The following is a 23,481-nucleotide window of genomic DNA, read 5'->3' on the forward strand; positions in this document are numbered from 1 at the left end:
TTCCTCAGGACTCCTGGGTGAGGGAGACGAGCACGTCGTCCCCTTCGATCTTTACGGGGTATACGGGGACGGGGCGCGTCGCGGGAAGGCCGGACGGCTTGCCGGTGCGGAGGTCGAAGCTGGAGCCGTGCAGCCAGCACTCGATCTGACAGTCCTCCACCTCGCCCTCGGAGAGGGAGACGTTCGCGTGCGAGCAGATGTCGTGGATCGCGAACACCTCGCCCTCGGTGCGGACGACCGAGACCGGCGTGCCGTCGAGCTCCACCCGCTTCGGGGTGTCGTCCTCCAGCTCGCTCAGTCCACAGGCGCGTACGAAGGTGGTGGTCATCAGACCGACGCCTCCAGCTCCTCGTCGATCTTCACGAGAAGGCGCTCTTCGATGTCGTCGACGCCGATCTGCTGGACCAGTTCGGCGAAGAAGCCGCGGACGACCAGGCGGCGGGCCTCCTCGGCCGGGATGCCGCGGGCCATCAGGTAGAACAGCTGCTCGTCGTCGAAGCGGCCGGTGGCGGAGGCGTGACCCGCGCCGACGATCTCGCCGGTCTCGATCTCCAGGTTCGGCACGGAGTCGACCCGGGCGCCGTCGGTGAGGACGAGGTTGCGGTTCATCTCGTAGGTGTCGGTGCCCTCGGCCTTGGCCTCGATGAGGACGTCACCGATCCACACCGCGTGCGCGCCGTCGCCCTGGAGCGCGCCCTTGTAGGCGACGTTGGACTTGCAGTGCGGGGTGTTGTGGTCGACGAGGAGACGGTGCTCCTGGTGCTGGCCCGAGTCCGTGAAGTACAGGCCGAACAACTCGGCCTCGCCGCCGGTGCCGGCGTAGGCGACGCGCGGGTGCAGCCGGACCACGTCACCGCCGAAGGTGACCACGAACGACTTGAAACCGGCGTCCCGGCCGATCAGCGCGTTGTGCTGGCCGACGTGGACGGCCTTGTCGTCCCAGTCCTGGACGGAGACCACGGTGAGCTTGGCGCCGTCGCCGAGGATGTAGTCGACGTTGGCGGCGAGCACCGCGTCACCGGTGTGGTCGATGACCACGACAGCCTCGGCGAAGGCACCGAGCTCGATGACCTGGTGGCCGTAGGCGACGCCGCCTTCGCCGCGCACGGCGATGCGGATCGGCTCGGTGAGCACCGTCTCCTTGGGGACGGTGACGACACCGGCCTTCTCGAACGCCGAGTACGCCTGGGCGGCGATGCGGTCCACGGGGGTGCCGGCCCTGCCCAGCCGCGCGTCGTCGCGGCCGACGGTCTCGACGACGACGCCCTCGGGCGCCTCGATGTCGACCTTCACGCCGTCGCCGGTCGCGACGGCGGTGCCGTCGTGCAGCCCGCGCAGCCGCTCCAGCGGCGTGAACCGCCATTCCTCCTCGCGGCCGTGGGGGACGGGGAAGTCCGCCACGTCGAAGGACGGGGGCGCGCTCATGCGCGTGGCGACGGTCGACTCGGCGGCCACCGCGATCTGGCCGGCGGTGGTGGACCCCACCGGGATGTTCTGAGCCTCAGCCATGGCTGTCGGTCTGCTCTCTTCCTACGTCAGAAATTGCTGGCTGCTGTCGAGGGGGCGGTCCTAGCCGACCGCGCCTTCCATCTGCAGCTCGATCAGCCGGTTGAGCTCGAGGGCGTACTCCATGGGCAGTTCCTTGGCGATCGGCTCGACGAAGCCGCGCACGATCATCGCCATCGCCTCGAACTCAGTCAGACCACGGCTCATCAGGTAGAAGAGCTGGTCCTCGGAGACCTTGGAGACGGTCGCCTCGTGGCCCATGGACACGTCGTCCTCACGGACGTCGACGTACGGGTACGTGTCGGAGCGGGAGATGGTGTCGACGAGCAGCGCGTCGCACAGCACGTTCGACTTGGAGCCGGCCGCGCCCTCGCCGATCTCGACCAGACCGCGGTACGAGGTACGGCCGCCGCCGCGCGCCACCGACTTGGAGACGATGTTCGACGAGGTGTTCGGCGCCATGTGGACCATCTTGGAGCCGGCGTCCTGGTGCTGGCCCTCGCCCGCGAAGGCGATGGACAGGGTCTCGCCCTTGGCGTGCTCGCCCATCAGGTAGACGGCCGGGTACTTCATGGTGACCTTGGAGCCGATGTTGCCGTCGATCCACTCCATGGTCGCGCCCTCGTACGCCACGGCGCGCTTGGTGACCAGGTTGTAGACGTTGTTCGACCAGTTCTGGATGGTCGTGTAGCGGCAGCGGGCGCCCTTCTTCACGATGATCTCGACCACCGCGGAGTGCAGGGAGTCCGACTTGTAGATCGGCGCCGTACAACCCTCGACGTAGTGGACGTAGGCGTCCTCGTCGACGATGATCAGCGTCCGCTCGAACTGGCCCATGTTCTCCGTGTTGATACGGAAGTAGGCCTGGAGCGGGATCTCGACGTGCACGCCCTTCGGCACGTAGATGAACGAGCCGCCCGACCACACGGCGGTGTTCAGCGAGGCGAACTTGTTGTCACCGACGGGGATGACGGTGCCGAAGTACTCCTTGAAGAGCTCCGGGTGCTCCTTCAGCGCCGTGTCGGTGTCCAGGAAGATGACGCCCTGCTCCTCCAGGTCCTCGCGGATCTGGTGGTAGACGACCTCGGACTCGTACTGGGCCGCGACACCGGCGACGAGGCGCTGCTTCTCCGCCTCCGGGATGCCGAGCTTGTCGTACGTGTTCTTGATGTCCTCGGGCAGGTCCTCCCAGGACTCCGCCTGCTTCTCCGTGGAACGTACGAAGTACTTGATGTTGTCGAAGTCGATGCCCGACAGGTCCGAGCCCCAGTTGGGCATGGGCTTCTTGTCGAAGAGACGCAGGCCCTTGAGGCGGAGCTTGGTCATCCACTCCGGCTCGTTCTTCTTGGCCGAGATGTCCCGGACGACTTCCTCGCTCAGACCGCGCTTTGCAGAGGCGCCGGCCTCGTCGGAGTCGGCCCAGCCGTATTCGTACTTGCCCAGACCCTCGAGTTCGGGGTGGGCAGTCTCCGTGGGGAGAGTCATGCGGGGTTCCTCCCGGCCGTGCTTGCAGATGCGTTGTCGGTGTTCTTGGAAATCTTGGGGATGAACGTGGTGCACACCCCGTCGCCGTGGGCGATGGTCGCCAGCCGCTGGACGTGCGTGCCGAGCAACTGGGAGAAGAACTCGGTCTCCGCCTCGCACAGCTGCGGGAACTGCTCGGCGACGTGGGCGACGGGGCAGTGGTGCTGGCAGAGCTGCTCGCCCCGCTGGGGGTGCGGCGCGCTGCGCGCCGTAGCAGCGTACCCGTCGGCGCTCAAGGCCTTGGCCAGCGCTTCGGTGCGCTCCTCGGGGTCCGCGGCGTCGACGGCCTCGCGGTAGGCGCGGGCCTGCGCGGCGATCCGGGCGCGGGCGAAGGAGAGGATCGCCTCGTCTCCACCCTCGCGGGCCGCGATCCAGCTCAGCGCGTCGGCGGCGAGCTTGTCGTAGGACTGGTCGAAGGCGTCCCGGCCGCAGTCGGTCAGGGCGAACACCTTCGCGGGACGGCCGCGGGTACGCGCTCCGTAGACCCGCTGCTCGCGCGCGACCACGACGTCGTCGGCGACGAGTGCGTCGAGGTGGCGGCGCACGGCGGCCTGGGTGAGCTCCAGCCGCCCGGCGAGCTCGGCCACGGTCGACGGGCCGTGATCCAGGATGGACCGCGCGACCCGGTTGCGTGTGGGCAACCCGGCCGCGAGATCCTCTCGCGGAGCCTCGCCAACGTTTTTCACAACGCCATTGTTGCGTAATTCCTCAGGGCCTGACAAGCCGCACCCCGACGGGCCGACGGTGCCGTGCATCACTTAGGTATACCTAAGATGACCTGCGGAAACGATCTTTGATCGATCAATTCGGTGGCGCCGGGACAGACCGTCCGGGAGACTCCCGAACCATGCCCACACCCCCTCCGACCGGCCCACTCGTCACTCGGGACACCCTCGCCGCGGACCTTCGCACGCTCGGGGTACGGCCCGCGGAGACACTTCTCGTGCACTCCTCGCTCAGCGCCCTCGGCTGGGTGAACGGAGGCCCAATCGCCGCCGTCCAGGCCCTGCTCGACACGCTCGGCCCCGACGGCACCCTGGTGGTCCCCACGCAGTCCGGTGACCTGTCCGACCCGGCGCTGTGGGGCAATCCGCCCGTGCCCGAGCAGTGGTGGGCGACCATCCGCGCCACCATGCCCGTGTACGACCCGCGGGTGACCCCCAGCCGGGGTGTCGGTGTGATCCCTGAGACCGTGCGCAACTGGCCGGGCGCCCTGCGCAGCGCGCACCCGGAGACCTCGTTCGCGGCGCTCGGTCCACGCGCCGCGGCGATCCTCGACGGCCACGCGCCCGACTGCCGGCTCGGCGAGCGGAGCCCGCTGGCCCGCCTGGAGGCCGACGGTGCCCGCGTCCTGCTGCTGGGGGCCGGCTACGACACCTGCACCAGCTTCCATCTGGCCGAGTACCGCATCGCGTCGCCCGTCGTCGACGTGGGGCGGCCGTCCCCGCAGGGCTGGCGGACCGTCCGTGAGGTGTCGATCACCTCGGACGGGTTCGACGCGCTCGGCTCCGACTACGAACGGGACCGCCCCGTCGTCCGGGGCACCGTGGGCGCCGCCGACGCCCGGCTCTTCCCGGTCGCCGACGCCGTGGCGTACGCGGAGCGCTGGCTGACACTGCACCGCCCACGCGAGCTCGCGGTCGATACGGCCCCCGGCGCCCCGGCACCCCGACGACGTCCTTAGAATTGCGCCTCATGCGAAGCGAGCCCGTCGTCCAGGTCCAGGCCCTGGTGAAGCGGTACGGCCCGAAGACCGCGGTGGACGGCCTCGACCTGGTGGCCGAGGCGGGCATCACCGCCGTACTCGGCCCCAACGGCGCCGGCAAGACCACCACCGTCGAGACCTGCGAGGGCTACCGCAGACCCGACTCGGGAACCGTGCGCGTCCTCGGCCTCGACCCGGTCCGGGAGGCCGCCGCGCTGCGTCCCCGCATCGGCGTCATGCTCCAGTCCGGCGGCGTCTACTCCGGTGCCCGAGCCGACGAGATGCTCCGCCACGTGGCCCGACTGCACGCCCACCCCCTCGACGTGGACGCCCTCATCGAGCGGCTCGGCCTCGGCAGCTGCGGCCGTACCAGCTACCGGCGCCTGTCCGGCGGCCAGCAGCAGCGCCTCGCCCTCGCCATGGCCGTGGTCGGCCGCCCCGAGCTGGTCTTCCTCGACGAGCCGACCGCCGGCCTCGACCCCCAGGCCCGCCACGCGACCTGGGACCTGGTCCGCGACCTGCGCGACGACGGCGTCTCCGTCATCCTCACCACCCACCACATGGACGAGGCGGAGCAGCTCGCCGACGACGTCGCGATCATCGACACCGGCCGGGTCATCGCCCACGGCACCCCCGAGGAGCTGTGCCGGGGCGGCGCCGAGAACACCCTGCGGTTCACCGGCCGCCCCGGACTCGACGTGGCCTCCCTGCTGAAGGCCCTGCCCGCGGACTGCACGGCCGCCGAGCTGACACCCGGCGCCTACCGGGTCACCGGCAAGGTGGACCCCCAGCTGCTCGCGACCGTGACCTCGTGGTGCGCCCAGCACGGCGTGCTGCCGGAGAAGATCTCCGTCGAGCGCCACACCCTCGAAGACGTCTTCCTCGAACTGACCGGCAAGGAGCTGCGCGCATGACCCGGGTTCGCCTCTCCGTCGGCCGGGGGTCCGGGGATCGCTCCCCAGGACGACACAGTCTCGAACCGACCGGCAAGGAGCTGCGTCCGTGACCACCGCCGGCACCTACACGCCCAAGCCCGGCGCCGCACCCCTGCCCCGCATGATCGGCACGCAGGCGGCGCTGGAGACGAAGATGCTGCTCCGCAACGGCGAGCAGCTCCTGCTGACGGTCGTCATCCCGACGCTCCTGCTGGTGCTGTTCAGCTCGGTCGACGTCGTCGACACCGGCAAGGGCGAGGCGGTCGACTTCCTCGCGCCGGGCATCCTCGCGCTCGCCGTGATGTCGACCGCGTTCACCGGGCAGGCCATCGCCACCGGCTTCGAGCGGCGCTACGGCGTCCTCAAGCGGCTCGCCTCCTCCCCGCTCCCCCGCTGGGGCCTGATGGCCGCGAAGACCGTGTCGGTCCTGGTCACCGAGGTCCTCCAGGTCGTGCTGCTCACGGTGATCGCCTTCGCGCTGGGCTGGTCACCGCACGGCAACCCCCTCGCCGTGCTGCTCCTGCTCGTGCTGGGCACCGCCGCCTTCTCCGGGCTGGGCCTGCTCATGGCGGGCACGCTGAAGGCGGAGGCGACGCTGGCCGCCGCCAACCTCGTCTTCCTGCTCCTGCTGGTCGGCGGCGGGGTCGTCGTGCCGCTCGACAAGTTCCCGTCCGGCGCCCAGGACGTCCTCGGCCTGCTGCCGATCTCCGCGCTCTCCGACGGGCTGCGCGACGTGCTCCAGCACGGGGCGGGCATGCCGTGGGGCGACCTCGGCATCCTCGCCGGGTGGGCCGTCGTGGGCCTCGCCGCGGCGGGCCGGTTCTTCCGCTGGGAGTAGCGATATGCCCGGGTGCGGGGCCCTCGTGAAGACATGCACAAGCGGCCCCCTACGATGGTGTGCGTGCCAAACGTGACCCGAGCCGACGCGATCAGCGCGGTGCGCAACCCCCTCGCCTTCATCGCCGGGCGCTGGACCCCGACGTCCCGGACCGTCCAGCGCGCGGCCCTCGCCGCGCTCGTGATGGCGGTCGTCATCGTGGTCACCGGTGGCGCCGTACGGCTCACCGGCTCCGGCCTCGGCTGCCCGACCTGGCCGAAGTGCACCGACGACTCGCTCACCGCCACGAGCGCGATGGGCTTCCACGGCGCCATCGAGTTCGGCAACCGCATGCTGACGTACGTGCTGTGCGCGGCCGTCGGCTGGGCGATCATCGCCGCCCGCTCGCAGAAGCCGTGGCGGCGCAGCCTCACCCGGCTCGGCTGGGCGCAGTTCTGGATCGTCATGAGCAACGCGATCCTCGGCGGCATCGTCGTCCTGGTCGGCCTCAACCCGTACACGGTCGCCGCCCACTTCCTGCTCTCCACCGCGCTCATCACCGTCGCGGCCCTCATGTGGCAGCGCACCCGCGAGGGCGACGCCGAGACGCGTCCGCTCGTCGGCAAGTCGGTGCAGCAGCTCGTGTGGTTCCTGGTCGCCGCCGCGGTCCTGCTGATCGCGATCGGCACGGTCGTCACCGGTGCGGGCCCGCACGCCGGCGACTCGAGCGAGGTCGACCGCATGCACGTCGGCTGGGAGAACGTGGCCAAGCTGCACGCCGTGCTGGCCTGGATCGTGGTGACGCTCACCTTCGCCCTGTGGTTCGTGCTCAAGGCGGTCGACGCCCCCAAGGGCCCGCTGCACCGCACCCGCGACCTGTTCCTCGTGCTGCTCGCCCAGGGCGTCATCGGCTACGTCCAGTACTTCACGGACCTGCCCGAGGCGTTGGTCGGCCTCCACATGCTCGGGTCCTGCCTGGTCTGGATCGCGGTGCTGCGCGTCCTGCTCTCGCTGCGCGAACGCCCGGACGTCGTCGCCGACCTGCCCGGCCCCTCGGCGGAGTCGGAGCTCACCCGCGCGTGAGCCCCGCGTCGCGGCCCACCCGCAGGTGAGCCGCGGCCGCTCACCGGCGGGGCGGGCCGTCAGCCGCGCGTGACGGGCTCGTACGCGGCCACCAGACCGTCGATCGCCGGGCCCAGAAAGCTCCTCGTCAGGCCGGCCCGCCGTGCCGCCCACCCGTCGGCGTGCGGCGCCGGGTCGCCGTAGCGCCGCCGCCGGATGTCGTCGACGACGACGCCGGGCGCGCCGAGGTCCGGCAGCAGCTCCAGTGCCTCGCGCTTGGAGATCAGACGCCCGTCCTGCAGCGTGACCGTCGCCCGCGCGAAGGTGACCATGCCGAGGTCGACCCACACGTCCTGCTCCCACCGCCGGGCCTTGTCGAGCGCGGGCCGCCAGAACTCCTTCTGGTCGCGCACGACGAAGGCGCGCAGCTCCGCGTCCGGCACGGGCGGCAGCAGTTTTTCGGGCGGCTCGCCGTGCAGGACGAGCCCGAACGCCTGGAGTTCGCGGCGCGTGACCGGGGTGACCGGCCGCCTCATCAGCCCGTTGTGCGCCCAGGTGACGTGCGACAGTCCGGCGCCGGCCGTGCTGCGGGGGGTCAGATAGCTGCAGTGCAGCTTCACGGCCAGCGGTTCGGCGGTGCGCAGACGCCGGTGCAGCCGGGTCAGTCCGCGCAGCGTGCGCAGCGTGACGGGCCCTTCCAGGACCGCGATCAGGTCGAGGTCGCTGTGCCCTTCCTGGTAGTCGCCCCCGGCCAGCGAGCCGTGCGCCCAGAGGGCGACCGGGGCGAAGGGGCGCAGATCGGTGCGGAAGCGGTCCAGTAACCGGGTGGTGGCGGTGGCGTCGGTCATCCGCACAGTCTGGAGTGCCCGCACCGACCGGTGAAAGGGTGTGGGGCTATTCGACCCCGTACACCCGCTGCGCGTTGCCCGCGGCGATCAGGCCGGCCACCCGCTGCGCGTCGGCCAGCGACCACGCGCCCTCGGCGACCCAGGTGCCGAGCACCCGCGCCAGCGCGTCACGGAACAGCCGGGCACCCACCACGTGCAGCTCGGGCAGACCGTGCGCGCCGCTGGAGAACAGCAGCTTGCCGAAGGGTGCCAGCTCCAGGATCTCGGACAGGACGGCCGCCGCCCGCGCCCCGGTACGGACCAGGGCGGCGCCGAGGTCCGCGTACACGTGCGGGAAGACACCCGCGAGATGGGCCGCGTGCCGGTGGTACGGGTAGCCGTGCAGCAGGACGAGATCGGTGCCCAGGCCGGCCGTGGCGCGCACGAAGTCCGTCAGCAGGACCGGGTCCGTACGGTCGATGCGCAGGCCCGGTTCGCCGAGGCCGGCGTGGAGTTGCAGGGGCAGGCCCGAGGCGACCGCGATCCACAGCAGATGGCGCAGCAGCACCGGATCGCTGAGGGGCCCGCCCACGCGGCGGCCCGCCAGCCAGCGGCCCGCGGCGCCCCGCACCTCCCCGGGGCCGGGCGGTTCGGGCGCGAGCGACAGACCGTGCCGCACTCCGGCCACGGATGTGAAGGCCACCGCGTTCCCGGCGGCCCCGTGGACGGACTCGGCGAGATTGGCGAGAAAGGACTCGACGGTGCCGGAGGTGTCGGCGACCTGCTCGGCGAGCAGCTCCAGCCGGACGATCTCGTGCGCCCGGGCGGCGCCCGCGGAGGCCATCTCGCCGGGTCCGGTGAGGTCGCCGGGCAGTCCGGTGTCCACGAGATAGGTCGTGATGCCGCTGCCGCGCAGCAGTCTGCGGCCCGACTCCAGTACGCCGAGCTCGCGCCGCCGGGCGAGATAGCGGGCCGGCGGGCAGTGCGGTTCCAGGCCGAGCAGCGGTGGACACCAGCGGCGTACGGCGAAGCCCGTCTGGGTGTCGAAGAAGGTGGTGCCGGCGGCCGGCGGCCCCTCGGTCCGGGCAAGGTGGGCCTCGAACGTGCCGAGGCCCAGCTCCGTCCGCAGTACGCCGTGGCAGTACTGGTCCACGAGGGACGGCGTTTCGATCATCCGGACTCCCGCGACTGGACCGTGTCTTCTCAGGTCCTAACGGGTGAACCGGGTGTCAGGTGTTGCTCTCGCACACCCCGTACGAACGGTCGACGGTTGTCAGCCGTTGCTCGGTCCGCCGACCTGGATGCCCGCCATCCGCGTCCACTCGTACCGGCCGGTCCTCACCTTGGCGGCGAACTCCCCGTCGAACTCCTCGTGGACGGTGATCCCGGCCTTCTGCACGGCCTGCTCGGCGATGGCGTACGTGGGTGCCACGAGGTCGCCCCAGTTGCCGTCCTCGCCGACGAGGACGATCCGGGCGCCCTTCTGCCCGATGTACGCGACCTGTCCCTCGGCCCCGCCGTGCTCCTTGGAGAACGCGGAGATCCGCTGGGCGAGCTTGGCCGCCTTGCGCTCGGCCTTGGCGTCCTGGGCGGCGCCGGTGCTCTCGTCAACCTGCTGCGTGTCTGCCATGGCCAGGATGCTACCGACGGGTAGATCAAACAGCGACGGGTGGGGTGCGTGGCTTTGGCCACGCACCCCACCCGTGGTGTGTCGTCAGTGGGGAATCAGCGCAGGAAGGGGTCGACCGCGACGGCGACGAAGAGGATCGAGACGTAGGTGATGGACCAGTGGAACAGGCGCATCTCCTTGAGCTTCGCGCCCGTCACCTCGGCCTTGGCGCGGTTCTGCAGACCGTGCGCCTCCCACAGCCAGAACCCGCCGGCCGCGAGGGCCACCGCGGTGTAGAACCAGCCGGTGTAGCCGAGCGGGGTGAGGAGCAGGGAGACCACGACCATCACCCAGCTGTAGATGACGATCTGGCGGGCGACCACCTTGTTGCCGGCGACGACCGGCAGCATCGGCACGCCCACGCGCGCGTAGTCCTCCTTGACCTTCATGGACAGCGGCCAGTAGTGCGGCGGCGTCCAGAAGAACATGACGAGGAAGAGGATGACCGGCGCCCACGACATGGAGTTCGTGACGGACGACCAGCCGATGAGCACCGGCAGACAGCCCGCGATGCCGCCCCACACGATGTTCTGCGACGTACGGCGCTTGAGGATCATCGTGTAGACGACGACGTAGAAGAGGAGCGCGCCGAGCGACAGCCATGCCGACAGCCAGTTGACGGTCAGGCCGAACAGGAGCGTCGAGACGACCGCCAGCGTGATGCCGAAGGCCAGGCACTCGCGGGGGCTGACCATGCCGGTGACCAGCGGGCGCTGCGAGGTGCGCTCCATCAGGGCGTCGATGTCACGGTCGATGTACATGTTCAGCGCGTTGGCGCCGCCCGCGGACAGGAAGCCGCCGAGGCAGGTGAGGAGCACCAGCTTCAGGTCGGGCACACCCTGCTGGGCCAAGAACATCACCGGAACCGTGGTGATCAGCAGCAGTTCGATGATGCGCGGCTTGGTCAGCGCCACGAACGCTTTGACGCGGGCCCCGAACGGCCGCTGGCCCCGGCTGCTGCTCGACTCGAGCTCCCCCACGGCCTTAAGGGCGTGGGAGGTGCCCCCACCCGCTGGACGGGATTCGACGGCCGTCACGCACACCCCTGACAGAGACATCCCAGCAAGCCTCCCCGTGTGAAGTCCCGGTAAAGGCTCGCGCGTACCACGCCACTGTAGACGTTGCCCAGACCCCGACATTCGCGGGGGTGGGGTCGTGTTGGGCGGCGCCGCTGGAAGAGCCGAGCGGCACTCGATTGAGCACTCGGACGAGCGGCTCCGTATTCAGTTGCCGGACACGGATCGGACCAGTCGGGAGGCGGATCCCGAAGAGTCCCGGCAGTCTGGAATGACTCGAAAAAACGCACGTACTTACGGGGGTAGGCTCGACAACGCCGGTGGGCGCCCAGTGCACCGGTATTCGACATGCGTGACATGTGGAGAGGAGCCCTGACCCAGGGTGAGCACCAAGCCGACCACCACAGACCTGGACTGGACCGAGCTGGACCAGCGGGCCGTGGACACCGCCCGCGTCCTGGCCGCCGATGCCGTACAGAAGGTCGGCAACGGCCATCCCGGTACGGCGATGAGCCTGGCTCCGGCCGCGTACACCCTCTTCCAGAAGGTGATGCGACACGACCCCGCGGACCCCGAGTGGGTCGGGCGGGACCGGTTCGTGCTGTCCGCGGGCCACTCGTCCCTGACGCTCTACACGCAGCTGTACCTGGCCGGCTTCGGCCTCGAACTGGAGGACCTGGAGTCCTTCCGCACCTGGGGCTCCAAGACCCCCGGCCACCCGGAGTACGGGCACACGAAAGGCGTCGAGACGACGACCGGTCCGCTCGGCCAGGGTGTCGCCAACGCCGTGGGCATGGCGATGGCCTCCCGCTACGAGCGCGGCCTGTTCGACCCGGACGCCGCGCAGGGCGAGTCGCCCTTCGACCACTTCATCTACTGCATCGCCGGTGACGGCTGCCTCCAGGAAGGCATCTCCGCCGAGGCGTCCTCGATGGCCGGCCACCAGGAGCTCGGCAACCTGATCCTGCTGTGGGACGACAACCACATCTCGATCGAGGGCGACACGGAGACCGCGGTCTCCGAGGACACGGTCAAGCGGTACGAGGCGTACGGCTGGCACGTGCAGCGCGTGGCGCCGAAGCCGGACGGCGACCTGGACCCGCACGCGATCTACAACGCCATCGAGGCCGCGAAGAAGGTCACCGACAAGCCGTCGTTCATCGCGATGCGCTCGATCATCGCCTGGCCCGCCCCGAACGCGCAGAACACCGAGGCGGCGCACGGCTCGGCGCTCGGCGCCGACGAGGTCGCGGCCACCAAGCGCGTCCTGGGCTTCGACCCGGAGAAGTCGTTCGACGTCTCCGAGGAGGTCCTCGCCCACACGCGCGGGGCGCTGGACCGGGGCCGTGAGGCCAAGGCCGAGTGGGAGAAGGGCTTCGCCGCCTGGCGTACCGCCAGCCCGGAGCGCGCGGCCGAGTTCGACCGCATCTCCGCGGCCGAGCTGCCGGCGGGCTGGGAGGAGAAGCTCCCGGTCTTCGAGGCGGGCAAGGGTCTGGCCACGCGTGCCGCGTCCGGCAAGGTCCTCCAGGCACTCGGCGCCGTCATCCCCGAGCTGTGGGGCGGCTCCGCCGACCTGGCCGGCTCGAACAACACGACCATCGACAAGACGTCGTCGTTCCTGCCGGCGGACAATCCGCTGCCGGAGGCGAACCCGTACGGCCGCACGATCCACTTCGGTATTCGTGAGCATTCGATGGCCGCGGAGATGAACGGAATCACGCTGCACGGCAATACCCGTGTGTACGGCGGTACGTTCCTCACCTTCTCCGACTACATGCGCAACTCGGTGCGCCTTTCCGCGCTGATGCACCTGCCGGTCACGTACGTGTGGACGCACGACTCGATCGGTCTGGGCGAGGACGGCCCGACCCACCAGCCGGTCGAGCACATCGCCTCGCTGCGCGCCATCCCGGGTCTGAACGTCGTCCGTCCCGCGGACGCGAACGAGACCGCGATCGCGTGGCGCGAGATCCTCAAGCGCTACACGAAGGTGTTCGGCGAGGGCGCCCCGCACGGCCTGGTGCTGACCCGCCAGGGCGTGCCGACGTACGAGCCGAACGAGGGTGCCGCCAAGGGCGGTTACGTGCTGTTCGAGGCCGAGGGCGGCACGCCCGAGGTCATCCTGATCGCCACCGGTTCCGAGGTGCACGTCGCGGTGGAGGCGCGCGAGCAGCTCCAGGCCGCGGGCGTCCCGACGCGGGTCGTGTCCATGCCGTCGGTGGAGTGGTTCGACGAGCAGGACCAGGGGTACCGGGACAGCGTCCTGCCGCCGTCGGTGAAGGCGCGGGTCGCGATCGAGGCGGGTATCGGTCTGACGTGGCACCGCTTCGTCGGGGACGCCGGCCGCATTGTTTCGCTGGAGCACTTCGGCGCTTCGGCCGACGGCAAGGTGCTCTTCCGCGAATACGGATTCACTGCCGAGAACGTCGCCGCCGCCGCGCAGGAATCGATCGCCGCAGCCCAGCGCTGACGCTGAAATACGACACGTAGGAGATGCAATTTCCATGACAGACGCACTCAAGCGCCTCTCCGAGGAAGGCGTCGCGATCTGGCTGGACGACCTGTCGCGCAAGCGGATCACGTCCGGCAATCTCGCGGAGCTGATCGACCAGCAGCACGTCGTGGGCGTCACCACCAACCCGTCGATCTTCCAGAAGGCGATCAGCAGCGGCGACGGTTACGAGCAGCAGCTCGCGGACCTCGCCGCCCGCAAGGTGACCGTCGAAGAAGCGATCCGCATGATCACGACGGCGGACGTCCGCGATGCCGCCGACATCCTGCGCCCGGTCTTCGACGCGACCGGCGGCCAGGACGGCCGGGTGTCGATCGAGGTCGACCCGCGTCTGGCGCACAACACGAAGGCGACCGTCGCCGAGGCCAAGCAACTGGCCTGGCTGGTGGACCGTCCCAACACCCTGATCAAGATCCCGGCCACCAAGGCGGGCATCCCGGCGATCACCGAGACGATCGGCCGGGGCATCAGCGTCAACGTCACGCTGATCTTCTCGCTGGAGCGCTACCGCGAGGTGATGGACGCCTACATCGCCGGCCTGGAGAAGGCCCGCGAGCGGGGTCTGGACCTGTCGAAGATCCACTCCGTGGCGTCCTTCTTCGTGTCCCGCGTGGACACCGAGATCGACAAGCGCATCGACGCGCTGGGCACCGACGAGGCCAAGGCCGCCCGCGGCAAGGCCGGCGTCGCCAACGCGCGGCTCGCCTACCAGGCGTACGAGGAGGTCTTCTCCTCCGACCGCTGGGCGGCCCTGGACAAGGCGCAGGCCAACAAGCAGCGTCCGCTGTGGGCCTCCACCGGCGTCAAGGACAAGGCGTACAAGGACACCCTGTACGTGGACGAGCTGGTGGCGCCGAACACGGTGAACACCATGCCGGAGGCCACTCTGCTGGCCACCGAGGACCACGGGCAGATCAGGGGCAACGCGATCGCCGGTACGTACGAGCAGGCCCGCGCCGAACTCGACGCGGTCGAGAAGCTCGGGATCTCGTACGACGACGTGGTCCAGCTCCTGGAGGACGAGGGCGTCGAGAAGTTCGAGGCGTCCTGGAACGACCTGCTCAAGTCGACCGAGGCGGAGCTTGAGCGCCTCGCCCCGTCGGAGGGCTGAAATCTTGTCGAGCAGCAATCCGCTGCGTGACCCCGCAGACCGACGGCTCCCGCGTATCGCGGGGCCGTCGGGCCTGGTCATCTTCGGCGTCACGGGCGATTTGTCACGTAAAAAGCTGATGCCCGCGGTGTACGACCTCGCCAACCGGGGTCTGCTGCCGCCGGGCTTCTCGCTCGTCGGCTTCGCACGCCGCGAGTGGGCCCACGAGGACTTCGCCCAGGAGGTCCACGACGCCGTCAAGGAGCACGCCCGCACGCCCTTCCGCGAGGAGGTCTGGCAGCAGCTGGTCCAGGGCATGCGCTTCGTGCAGGGCACCTTCGACGACGACGACGCCTTCGAACGGCTGCGCTCCACGATCGAGGAGCTCGACAAGGCACAGGGCACGGGCGGCAACTTCGCCTTCTACCTGTCGGTGCCGCCGAAGTCGTTCCCCGTGGTGATCCAGCAGCTGAAGAAGCACCGGCTCGCCGACCAGGAGAACGGTTCCTGGCGACGCGCGGTCATCGAGAAGCCCTTCGGCCACGACCTCAAGTCGGCCGAGGAGCTCAACAAGGTCGTCCACGAGGTCTTCGCCTCGGACCAGGTCTTCCGTATCGACCACTACCTGGGCAAGGAGACGGTCCAGAACATCCTGGCGCTGCGGTTCGCCAACACGATGTTCGAGCCGATCTGGAACCGGTCCTTCGTGGACCATGTACAGATCACGATGGCCGAGGACATCGGCATCGGAGGCCGGGCCGGCTACTACGACGGCATCGGCGCGGCCCGGGACGTCATCCAGAACCATCTGCTCCAGCTGATGGCGCTGACCGCCATGGAGGAGCCCGCCTCCTTCGACGCGGACGCGCTGGCCGCGGAGAAGACCAAGGTCCTCGGCGCGGTCCGGCTGCCCAAGGACCTGGGCAAGCACACCGTGCGCGGTCAGTACGCGGCCGGCTGGCAGGGCGGCGAGAAGGTCACCGGCTACCTCCAGGAAGACGGCATCGACGCCAAGTCGAAGACCGACACGTACGCGGCGGTCAAGCTGGGCGTGGACAACCGTCGCTGGGCGGGCGTCCCCTTCTACCTGCGCACCGGCAAGCGTCTGGGCCGTCGCGTCACCGAGATCGCGGTCGTCTTCCAGCGCGCCCCGCACTCCCCCTTCGACACCACGGCCACCGAGGAACTCGGGCAGAACGCGATCGTCATCCGCGTGCAGCCGGACGAGGGCGTCACGGTCCGCTTCGGCTCGAAGGTCCCCGGCACCTCGATGGAGATCCGGGACGTGTCCATGGACTTCGCCTACGGCGAGTCGTTCACGGAGTCGAGTCCGGAGGCGTACGAGCGGCTGATCCTGGACGTGCTGCTCGGCGACTCGAACCTCTTCCCGCGCACCGAGGAGGTCGAGCTGTCCTGGAAGATCCTCGACCCGATCGAGGAGTACTGGGACCGGCACGGCAAGCCCGCGCAGTACCCGGCGGGCACCTGGGGGCCCGTCGAGGCCGACGACATGCTCGAGCGAGACGGACGGAGCTGGCGTCGCCCATGAAGACCGACCTCACGGACACCACGGCCAGCAAGATCAACAAGGCGCTGGTCCAGGGCCGCCGTGCCATCGGCACACCGGCCGTCGGCATGGTGCTCACCCTCGTCATCGTCACCGACGAGGAGAACGCCTACGACGCCCTGAAGGCCGCGAACGACGCCTCGCGCGAGCACCCCTCGCGCACCCTGGTCGTCATCAAGCGGGTCTCGCGCTCCCCCCGCGACCGCACCAAGTCGCGGCTCGACGCCGAGGTGCGGCTCGGGGCGGAGGCGGGCACCGGTGAGACGGTGGTGCTGCGCCTGTACGGCGAGGTCGCCGACCACGCCGACTCCGTGGTCCTGCCGCTGCTGCTGCCGGACGCGCCGGTCGTCGTGTGGTGGCCGGTGAACGCGCCGCTGGACCCGGCCAAGGACCCGTTGGGCGCGCTCGGCCAGCGCCGGGTGACGGACACCTACGCGGCCGAGTCGCCGGTACGGGAGCTGAGCGCCCGCGCCGACTCGTACACCCCCGGCGACACGGACCTGTCGTGGACCCGCATCACGCCCTGGCGTTCGATGCTGGCCGCGGCCCTGGACCAGGTCACCTGCGAGGTGGAGGCCGTGGAGGTGGAGGGCGAGGAGTTCAACCCGAGCTGCGAGCTGCTCGCCATGTGGCTGGCGAACCGCCTCGACGTGCCCGTCACGCGCTCGCTGTCCTCCGGTCCCGGACTCACCGGTGTCCGGCTGGGCACGAGCTGCGGCCCGATCGTCCTGGACCGCGCCGACGGCACCCTGGCGACCCTGTCCATCCACGGGCAGCCCGACCGTGCGGTGGCGCTCAAACGCCGCGACACCTCCGAGCTGATCGCGGAGGAGCTGCGCCGTCTCGACCCGGACGACACGTACGCCTCGGCGCTCCGCTACGGGGTGGACCGGCTGAACGTGGACGGCGCGGCTGACGATGGGGTCCCCGCCACGGCGGGGACCACCACGGCGGGGACCGCCACGGCGGGGACCGCCACGAAGGCGCCCGCCGCCAAGTCGCCCGCGGCCAAGGCCCCGGCCAGGAAGACCGGCTCGGCCGCGGCGAAGAAGGCCACCGCCAAGAAGGCCCCGGCGAAGAAGGCGGCAGCCGAGTGAGCACTCCCCAGCTCGTCGTGCACCGCGACAAGGAGCTGATGGCCCAGGCCGCCGCGGCCCGGCTGATCACGAAGGTGGTCGACGCGCAGGCCTCCCGCGGCTACGCGTCGGTGGTGCTCACGGGCGGCCGCAACGGCAACGGGCTGCTCGCGGCGCTCGCCGCCGCGCCCGCCCGGGACGCCGTCGACTGGGGCCGCATCGACCTGTGGTGGGGCGACGAGCGGTTCCTGCCCGAGGGCGACCCGGACCGCAACGACACCCAGGCCCGTGCGGCGCTCCTCGACTCGGTGTCGCTGGACCCGGCCCGGGTGCACCCGATGCCCACGTCGGACGGCCCGTACGGCGCCGACGCGGACGCGGCGGCGGAGGCGTACGCCGCCGAGCTCGCCAAGGCCGCGGGGCCGGAGAACCACGGTGCGGTGCCGACGTTCGACGTCCTCATGCTGGGCGTCGGGCCGGACACCCATGTGGCCTCGCTCTTCCCGGAGCTGCCCGCGGTGCGGGAGACGGAGCGGACGGTGGTCGGCGTGCACGGTGCGCCCAAGCCGCCGCCGACCCGGATCTCGCTGACCCTGCCCGCGATCAGGTCCGCGCGCGAGGTCTGGCTGCTGGCCGCGGGCGAGGACAAGGCGCAGGCCGCTGCCATCGCGCTGTCGGGAGCGGGTGAGATCCAGGCCCCGGCCGCCGGGGCTCACGGCCGCTCCCGCACGCTGTGGCTCCTGGACGCGGCGGCCGCCTCGCAGCTGCCGCGCTCGCTGTACCCGCCGGCTTCGGCATGACACGGGGGCGGCGGAGGGGTTCGTCCCCCTCCGCCGCCCCCGCCGGTCCAGTGACCCGCGACCGGGTCACTTGACCGACCCGGCCATCACCCCCTGCACGAAGTGCCGCTGGAAGGCGAAGAACACGACCACCGGCACCACCAGCGACAGGAACGCGCCGGGCGCGAGCACATCGATGTTGCTGCCGAACTGCCGTATCTGGGACTGGAGTTCCACGGTCAGTGGCTGCGAGGAGCTGTCGGCGAAGAGCAGCGCGACGAGCATGTCGTTCCACACCCACAGGAACTGGAAGATCGCCAGGCTGGCGATCGCCGGGCGGCCGACCGGCAGGACGAGCCGCGTGAAGATGCGCCACTCGGTACCGCCGTCCATGCGCGCCGCCTCCAGCATCTCCCGCGGCATCTCGGCGAAGTAGTTCCGCAGCAGGAAGATGGCGAACGGCAGCCCGTAGGAGACGTGGAAGAGGACGACTCCGGGGATCGTGCCGAACAGCCCCAGCTGGCCGAAGAGTTTGGCCACCGGCAGCAGACCGATCTGCACCGGCACCACCAGCAGGGCCACCACGAGCAGGAAGAGCGGCTCACGGCCGGGGAACTCCAGCCAGGCGAAGGCGTATCCGGCGAGTGCGGCGATGACGACGACGAGGAACGTGGCCGGGACCGAGATCAGTACCGTGTTCCAGAAGGCCTGCGTCATGCCCGCGTTGCCGAGCAGCGCCGAGTAGTTGTCGAAGGACAGCCGGCCCGGTTCGGCCAGCGCGGTCCACCAGCCGCCCTTCGCGGTGTCCTGGGCGGATCTCAGCGAGGACAGGAACAGCCCGGCGAGCGGGGTGAGCCAGATCAGCCCCACCACCACGAGGAACGCCTGCACCAGGCTGTTGCCGAGCCCTCGCCTGAGCGCGTTCATCGTTGACTCCCTCGGAAGCGGCGGACGTTGAAGACCATGGCGGGGATGACGAGGAGCAGGAGCAGCACTCCGAGCGCGCTGCCCAGCCCCTGGTCGTTGCCCCCGCCGAAGGACACCAGCCACATCTGGGTCGCGAGCACGGTGGCGTCCTCCTGCACCGGGCCCGGCGCGATGATGTAGACGAGGTCGAAGACCTTCATCACATTGATCACGAGGGTCACGAAGACCACGGTGAGGACGGGCCCGAGGAGCGGCACGGTGATCCGGCGGAAGACCTGCCACTCGTTCGCGCCGTCCATCCGCGCCGCCTCCAGCGCGTCGCGCGGCAGCGAGGCGAGGCCCGCGCCGATCAGCACCATGGCGAATCCGGTCCAGATCCACAGGTAGGCGCCGATGATGACGGGGGTGACGAGCGCGGGTCCCAGCCAGGAGATCCCGTCGTACGGCGGGGCGAAGTTCGACGCCGGCAGCCGCACGGCGTACGAGCCGGAATCCAGGCCGCCGAAGCGGAAGGAGCCGTCGGCCGCCGTGGTGGCGCTCGCGACCGTCTTCCCGTCGCGCACGGCCTCGACCTCGACGCCGGGCAGTCCGCTCTCCTGCCGGTCGACCTTGCCCTGCTCCCCTCCCCCGCCGCGCGTGAAGTCCAGGTAGACGACGCCGCGCAGTTCGTCCGGAGCGGCCTTCCGCGCGGCCGCCGGATAGGCGGGCCGTGCGTCCCCGGGCAGGTCGTCGGCGAGGACGCCGACCAGCCCGAGGTCGACCGCGTGACCGGGCGACGCGGCTGCGGTCGTACGGTAGGAGCCGTCGGCCCCCTTGGTCAGGCCCTGGCCGTCGCGGGCACGGGCGGTCGGGTACGACGACGTGCCCTTGAAGGCGTCGTGCACGGAGACGACGGCCGCGTTGAGGACGCCCTTGTCGGGGTCCTCGTCGTAGGCGAGCCGGAAGATGATGCCCGCGGCGAGGAAGGAGACCGCCATCGGCATGAAGAGCAGCAGTTTGAAGGCCGTGGCCCAGCGGACCTTCTCGACCAGCACGGCGAGGATCAGGCCCAGGGCCGTCAGCAGCGCCGGCGCCACGACCACCCAGATGGTGGTGTTGCGGATGGCCTTGATCGTGGCGGGGTCGTGGAACATCGCGCTGTAGTTGTCGCCGCCCACGAACCGGGTGCCCGAGGCGTCGAAGAAGCTGCGCCCCACGGAGAACAGCACCGGGTAGACGACCAGGGCACCGAGCAGGAGCAGCGCCGGGAAGACGAACGCGATCGCGATGATCCGGCCGCGACGGCGGGCCCGGCGCCTGCGGTCGGCCATGCCGACGGGCGGGGGGCTCGCCTCTTTCAGGAGCGTGGCGGTCACGTCGATCAGCCCTGGTACGCCTTGGCCGCAGCGCTCTCCAGAGCGGCCGCGGTGCCCTTGGGGTCGGACGGGTCGCGCAGGAAGTCCTGGAGGATCTTCCACTCACCCGTGCCCTTGGTGCCGCCGAACGCGGCGGGGGCCTGGTCGGACATGTCGAAGCGGACCGAATCCCCCGCGGCGACCAGCGACTTGGCGGTCTCACGGGTGACGTCGTCGCCGTAGGAGGCGAGGTCGAGCTTCTTGTTCGGGGAGAGGAAGCCGCCCGCCTCGGCCCAGACGGCGGACGCCTCGGGGGTCGCCAGGTACTCCAGGAACTGCTGGGCGGCCTTCTGGTTCTTGCCGTCCTTGAGCACGACGGCCGCGTCGCCGCCGCTGACCACGGGCGCCTTGCCGCCGCCGACCGCGGGGAAGGGGAAGAAGTCGGCGTCCTCGCCGATCTTCTTGCCGAACTGGTCCTTGGCGACGCCGGCCACGAAGTCGCCCTCGTACACCATGCCCGCCGCGGGCTTGGGTCCGAAGACCTTCTCCACGGAGCCGGGGAAGTCGGTGTTCAGCGCCTCCTTCTGGCCACCGGCTATGAGCTGCTTGTCCTTGAACAGCTTGCCGAGGGTGGTGAGCGCCTCGACGACGGTCGGGTCGGTCCACTTGATCTTGTGCGCGGCCAGCGCGTCGTACTTCTCGGGTCCGGCCTGCGAGAGGTAGATGTTCTCGAACCAGTCGGTGAGGGTCCAGCCGTCCTGTCCGGCGACGGAGAAGGCGGCGAGGCCCGACTCGGAGACGGTGTGCCCGGCCTTCAGCATCGCGTCGTACGTCGTCGGGGGCTTGACGCCGGCCTGGTCGAGGGCGTCGGGGCTGTACCAGACGGTCGACTTGTGGGCGGCCTTGAAGTACAGCCCGTACAGGGTGCCGTCGACGCTGCCGTAGTTCTTCCACACGCTCGCGTAGTTGGCGTCCACGGCCTGCTGGGTCTTCTGGGACAGCGGCCTGAGCCAGCCCTTCTTCGCGAACTGCTGGAGCACGCCGACCTGCGGGACCATGACCACGTCCGGGGCGTTGCCGCCCTCGATCTTGCTGCCGACGACGGTGGAGACGTTGTCGCCGGTGGAGGTGAACTGGGTCTTGGCGCCGGTCTTCTCGGTGAAGGCGTCGAGAACCTTCTGGAAGTTCTTCTGTTCGCTGCCGGACCAGACGCCGGCCACGGAGATCGTCTGTCCGCTCAGCGACTTGCCGCCGCCCGCGGAGACGGGGCCGCCGCCGCAGGCGGTCGCGCCGAGGGCCAGGGCGAGGGTGGTGCAGCTCGCGAGCAGGGTCGTACGTCGTCGCATCATCGTTGATGTCCCTTCGAGGGCAGGAGGATTGACGTGCGTGCAAAGAGCAGGCGACTCAGGGGTTGGTGCAGTCGCTGATCCACCAGGCGGCCGTCGAACCGGGCAGGACGCCGGGAGCGCAGGGGCCGCTGGACAACAGGGGGGTGCCGGAGACCGGCGCGGAGGTGGGTGCCGTACCGAAGTTGACGGCGCAGACGAGACCGTCGCCGCGGACGAAGCCGAGGACGCCGGGCGGCGTCTCCAGCCAGCGCAGCGTGCCCTCGCCCAACTGGGGCAACCCGGCGCGCAGTTGGAGACCGTCGCGGTAGAGGTGCCAGAAGGAGCGGGTGTCGGCGAGGGCGCGGTCGGTGGCGTACTCGGCGAAGTAGGCGGGCTGCGGCAGCCACGGCTTGGCGCCCTCCACACCGGAGGTGAAGCCGAAGGGAGAGGCGGCGCCCGACCAGGGCAGGGGCACACGGCAGCCGTCGCGGATGCGGGCGCGGCTCCCGGTGCGGCGGTAGATCGGGTCGGTGAGCACGTCGTCCGGCAGGTCGACGACCTCGGGGAGCCCGAGTTCCTCGCCCTGGTAGATGTACGCGGCGCCGGGCAGGGCCAGCATCAGCAGCGCGGCGGCGCGGGCCCGGGCGGCACCCAGGCCGCTCCCCTCGGTGGTGGGTTCGCCGTAGCGGGTGACCGTGCGGACCTGGTCGTGGTTGTTGAGCACCCAGGTGACCGTGGAACCGGTGCCGGCGATGTCCTGCATGGCCTCGGAGACGACCTTGCGGAAGGCGTCGGCGTTCCAGGGGGCGCTGAGCAGGTCGAAGAAGAAGGCCTGGTGGAGCTCGTCGTGGCGCACGTACTCGGCATGCTCGCGGGCGGTCGGTACGGAGACCTCGCCGACGAGCAGCCGCTCGTGGCCGTCGCGGGCGGTGTACTCCTCGCACACCGACCGCCAGTGGCGCCAGACGTCGTGCACCTCGGGCTGGTTCCAGGCGAGCGGGTTGACCGAGTCGCGGGTACGGGCGTCGGCCTCGGGGTCGGGCGAGTCGGGCAGGTCGGGGTGCTTGAAGAGACCGGCGGCGACGTCGATGCGGAACCCGTCGACGCCCCGGTCGAGCCAGAACCGCAGGGCATGCTCGAAGTGGGCGCCGACCTCGGGGTTGCGCCAGTTCAGGTCGGGCTGTTCGGGCGTGAACATGTGCAGGTACCACTGGCCCGGGGTGCCGTCCCGCTCGGTGGTCCGGGTCCAGGCGGGGCCGCCGAACATGGCGTGCCAGTTGTTGGGCGGTTCGGCCCCGTCCGGTCCGCGGCCCTCGGCGAAGTGGAAGCGGGCTCGCGCCTCGCCGCCGGGCGCCGCGTCCAGCGCCTCCCGGAACCACGGGTGCTCCCTGGAGCAGTGGTTGGGGACGATGTCGAGGAGGACCTTGATGCCGAGCCGCCGGGCGTCCGTCATCAGCAGGTCGAACTCGGCGAGATCGCCGAACAGCGGGTCCACGTCGCAGTAGTCGGCGACGTCGTAGCCGTGGTCGTGCTGCGGCGAGGGGTAGAAGGGGCTCAGCCAGATGCCGTCGACCCCGAGCTTCTTCAGGTAGGGAAGTCCGGCCCGGACCCCGGCGAGATCGCCTATGCCGTCCCCGGTGCTGTCCAGGAAGCTCCGGACGTACACCTGGTAGATCACTGCGTCGCGCCACCAGCGGTGCGTGTTGAGCGTCACCCGTTGACCTGTCTGTGCGTGCCTACGGTTATGCATGCATGTTAAGTAGGCGTGTCATCAGGGTGTCAACGAAGAGTCTGAAGCTACTGAGAA

21 protein-coding genes are annotated in these 23,481 nt (G+C 70.4%); 9 read left to right on the forward strand and 12 right to left on the reverse strand.

The genetic code is table 11. From position 1 onward, the window contains the following. Positions 1–4 precede the first annotated feature (4 nt). From BKI49_RS08050 to BKI49_RS08065, 4 genes are read right to left on the reverse strand one after another with little or no spacing between them, the layout of a single operon-like run. A complete protein-coding gene (locus BKI49_RS08050) occupies positions 5–328 on the reverse strand; it encodes a non-heme iron oxygenase ferredoxin subunit (RefSeq protein WP_095933518.1) in 324 nt (107 codons plus the stop codon). Next, on the reverse strand, positions 328–1,509 hold the full coding sequence (gene sufD, locus BKI49_RS08055) for a Fe-S cluster assembly protein SufD (RefSeq protein WP_095933519.1): 1,182 nt from the start codon (positions 1,507–1,509) through the stop codon (positions 328–330). The genes BKI49_RS08050 and sufD overlap by 1 nt, the downstream gene beginning before the upstream one ends. A gap of 60 nt (positions 1,510–1,569) precedes the next feature. Next, positions 1,570–2,991, reverse strand: a complete 1,422-nt coding sequence (gene sufB, locus BKI49_RS08060) for a Fe-S cluster assembly protein SufB (protein WP_028803409.1) — start codon at positions 2,989–2,991, stop codon at positions 1,570–1,572. Further along, the gene (locus tag BKI49_RS08065) at positions 2,988–3,716 is read right to left on the reverse strand and encodes a helix-turn-helix transcriptional regulator (protein ID WP_095933520.1); all 729 of its coding nucleotides are present in this window, start codon (positions 3,714–3,716) and stop codon (positions 2,988–2,990) included. Before BKI49_RS08065 ends, sufB begins: the two co-directional genes overlap by 4 nt. Before the next feature lie 161 nt (positions 3,717–3,877). Here BKI49_RS08065 and BKI49_RS08070 point away from each other — a divergent pair, with 161 nt between their 5' ends. From BKI49_RS08070 to BKI49_RS08085, 4 genes are all read left to right on the forward strand, one after another. Further along, complete coding sequence (locus BKI49_RS08070; RefSeq protein ID WP_095933521.1) at positions 3,878–4,714, forward strand: AAC(3) family N-acetyltransferase; 837 nt, start codon at positions 3,878–3,880, stop codon at positions 4,712–4,714. Positions 4,715–4,725: 11 nt separating this feature from the next. Further along, positions 4,726–5,649: an ABC transporter ATP-binding protein gene (locus BKI49_RS08075; RefSeq protein WP_095933546.1), complete on the forward strand. Its 924-nt coding sequence runs from the start codon at positions 4,726–4,728 to the stop codon at positions 5,647–5,649. Between the two features lie 142 nt (positions 5,650–5,791). Further along, positions 5,792–6,508 carry an ABC transporter permease gene (locus BKI49_RS08080; protein WP_257004661.1) on the forward strand — a complete coding sequence of 239 codons (717 nt, stop codon included), beginning with the start codon at positions 5,792–5,794 and terminating at the stop codon, positions 6,506–6,508. Between the two features lie 54 nt (positions 6,509–6,562). Continuing rightward, positions 6,563–7,570 (forward strand): COX15/CtaA family protein, encoded by a 1,008-nt coding sequence (locus BKI49_RS08085; RefSeq protein ID WP_095933523.1) that lies wholly within the window; start codon positions 6,563–6,565, stop codon positions 7,568–7,570. Between the two features lie 59 nt (positions 7,571–7,629). Here BKI49_RS08085 and BKI49_RS08090 read toward each other — a convergent pair whose 3' ends face one another. From BKI49_RS08090 to BKI49_RS08105, 4 genes are all read right to left on the reverse strand, one after another. Beyond that, positions 7,630–8,397, reverse strand: coding sequence for a nucleotidyltransferase domain-containing protein (locus tag BKI49_RS08090; RefSeq protein ID WP_095933524.1), 768 nt, complete (start codon positions 8,395–8,397; stop codon positions 7,630–7,632). A 46-nt stretch (positions 8,398–8,443) separates the two neighbouring features. Next, entirely contained in the window at positions 8,444–9,550 is a 1,107-nt protein-coding gene (locus BKI49_RS08095) for an amidohydrolase family protein (protein ID WP_095933525.1), read from the reverse strand. A 99-nt stretch (positions 9,551–9,649) separates the two neighbouring features. Further along, positions 9,650–10,006: a hypothetical protein gene (locus BKI49_RS08100; RefSeq protein ID WP_095933526.1), complete on the reverse strand. Its 357-nt coding sequence runs from the start codon at positions 10,004–10,006 to the stop codon at positions 9,650–9,652. A 95-nt stretch (positions 10,007–10,101) separates the two neighbouring features. Then, a complete protein-coding gene (locus BKI49_RS08105; RefSeq protein ID WP_095933527.1) occupies positions 10,102–11,088 on the reverse strand; it encodes a heme o synthase in 987 nt (328 codons plus the stop codon). 355 nt (positions 11,089–11,443) lie between these two features. On the opposite strand from BKI49_RS08105, the gene tkt reads away from it, so the two are divergent. The 5 genes from tkt to pgl are packed head-to-tail and all read left to right on the forward strand — an operon-like array spanning position 11,444 to position 18,106. After that, positions 11,444–13,531, forward strand: a complete 2,088-nt coding sequence (gene tkt / locus BKI49_RS08115) for a transketolase (RefSeq protein ID WP_095933528.1) — start codon at positions 11,444–11,446, stop codon at positions 13,529–13,531. Between the two features lie 34 nt (positions 13,532–13,565). Beyond that, positions 13,566–14,684 (forward strand): transaldolase, encoded by a 1,119-nt coding sequence (gene tal, locus BKI49_RS08120; protein ID WP_095933529.1) that lies wholly within the window; start codon positions 13,566–13,568, stop codon positions 14,682–14,684. A 1-nt stretch (position 14,685) separates the two neighbouring features. Continuing rightward, positions 14,686–16,212: a glucose-6-phosphate dehydrogenase gene (zwf, locus tag BKI49_RS08125; protein ID WP_306453545.1), complete on the forward strand. Its 1,527-nt coding sequence runs from the start codon at positions 14,686–14,688 to the stop codon at positions 16,210–16,212. Further along, on the forward strand, positions 16,209–17,327 hold the full coding sequence (gene opcA, locus BKI49_RS08130; protein ID WP_095933530.1) for a glucose-6-phosphate dehydrogenase assembly protein OpcA: 1,119 nt from the start codon (positions 16,209–16,211) through the stop codon (positions 17,325–17,327). The genes zwf and opcA overlap by 4 nt, the downstream gene beginning before the upstream one ends. Next, on the forward strand, positions 17,324–18,106 hold the full coding sequence (gene pgl, locus BKI49_RS08135) for a 6-phosphogluconolactonase (RefSeq protein ID WP_095933531.1): 783 nt from the start codon (positions 17,324–17,326) through the stop codon (positions 18,104–18,106). The genes opcA and pgl overlap by 4 nt, the downstream gene beginning before the upstream one ends. A 66-nt stretch (positions 18,107–18,172) precedes the next feature. Here pgl and BKI49_RS08140 read toward each other — a convergent pair whose 3' ends face one another. The 4 genes from BKI49_RS08140 to BKI49_RS08155 are packed head-to-tail and all read right to left on the reverse strand — an operon-like array spanning position 18,173 to position 23,424. Next, positions 18,173–19,012: a carbohydrate ABC transporter permease gene (locus tag BKI49_RS08140; protein WP_095933532.1), complete on the reverse strand. Its 840-nt coding sequence runs from the start codon at positions 19,010–19,012 to the stop codon at positions 18,173–18,175. Beyond that, the gene (locus tag BKI49_RS08145) at positions 19,009–20,367 is read right to left on the reverse strand and encodes an ABC transporter permease (protein WP_095933533.1); all 1,359 of its coding nucleotides are present in this window, start codon (positions 20,365–20,367) and stop codon (positions 19,009–19,011) included. The genes BKI49_RS08140 and BKI49_RS08145 overlap by 4 nt, the downstream gene beginning before the upstream one ends. A gap of 5 nt (positions 20,368–20,372) precedes the next feature. Continuing rightward, positions 20,373–21,695: an ABC transporter substrate-binding protein gene (locus BKI49_RS08150; protein ID WP_095933534.1), complete on the reverse strand. Its 1,323-nt coding sequence runs from the start codon at positions 21,693–21,695 to the stop codon at positions 20,373–20,375. A gap of 55 nt (positions 21,696–21,750) precedes the next feature. After that, positions 21,751–23,424, reverse strand: coding sequence for a glycoside hydrolase family 13 protein (locus tag BKI49_RS08155; RefSeq protein WP_095933535.1), 1,674 nt, complete (start codon positions 23,422–23,424; stop codon positions 21,751–21,753). Positions 23,425–23,481 lie beyond the last annotated feature (57 nt).

Origin of the sequence: Streptomyces sp. Tue6028 (assembly GCF_002300165.1) — a bacterium.
GTDB classification, from domain to species: domain Bacteria; phylum Actinomycetota; class Actinomycetes; order Streptomycetales; family Streptomycetaceae; genus Streptomyces; species Streptomyces siamensis.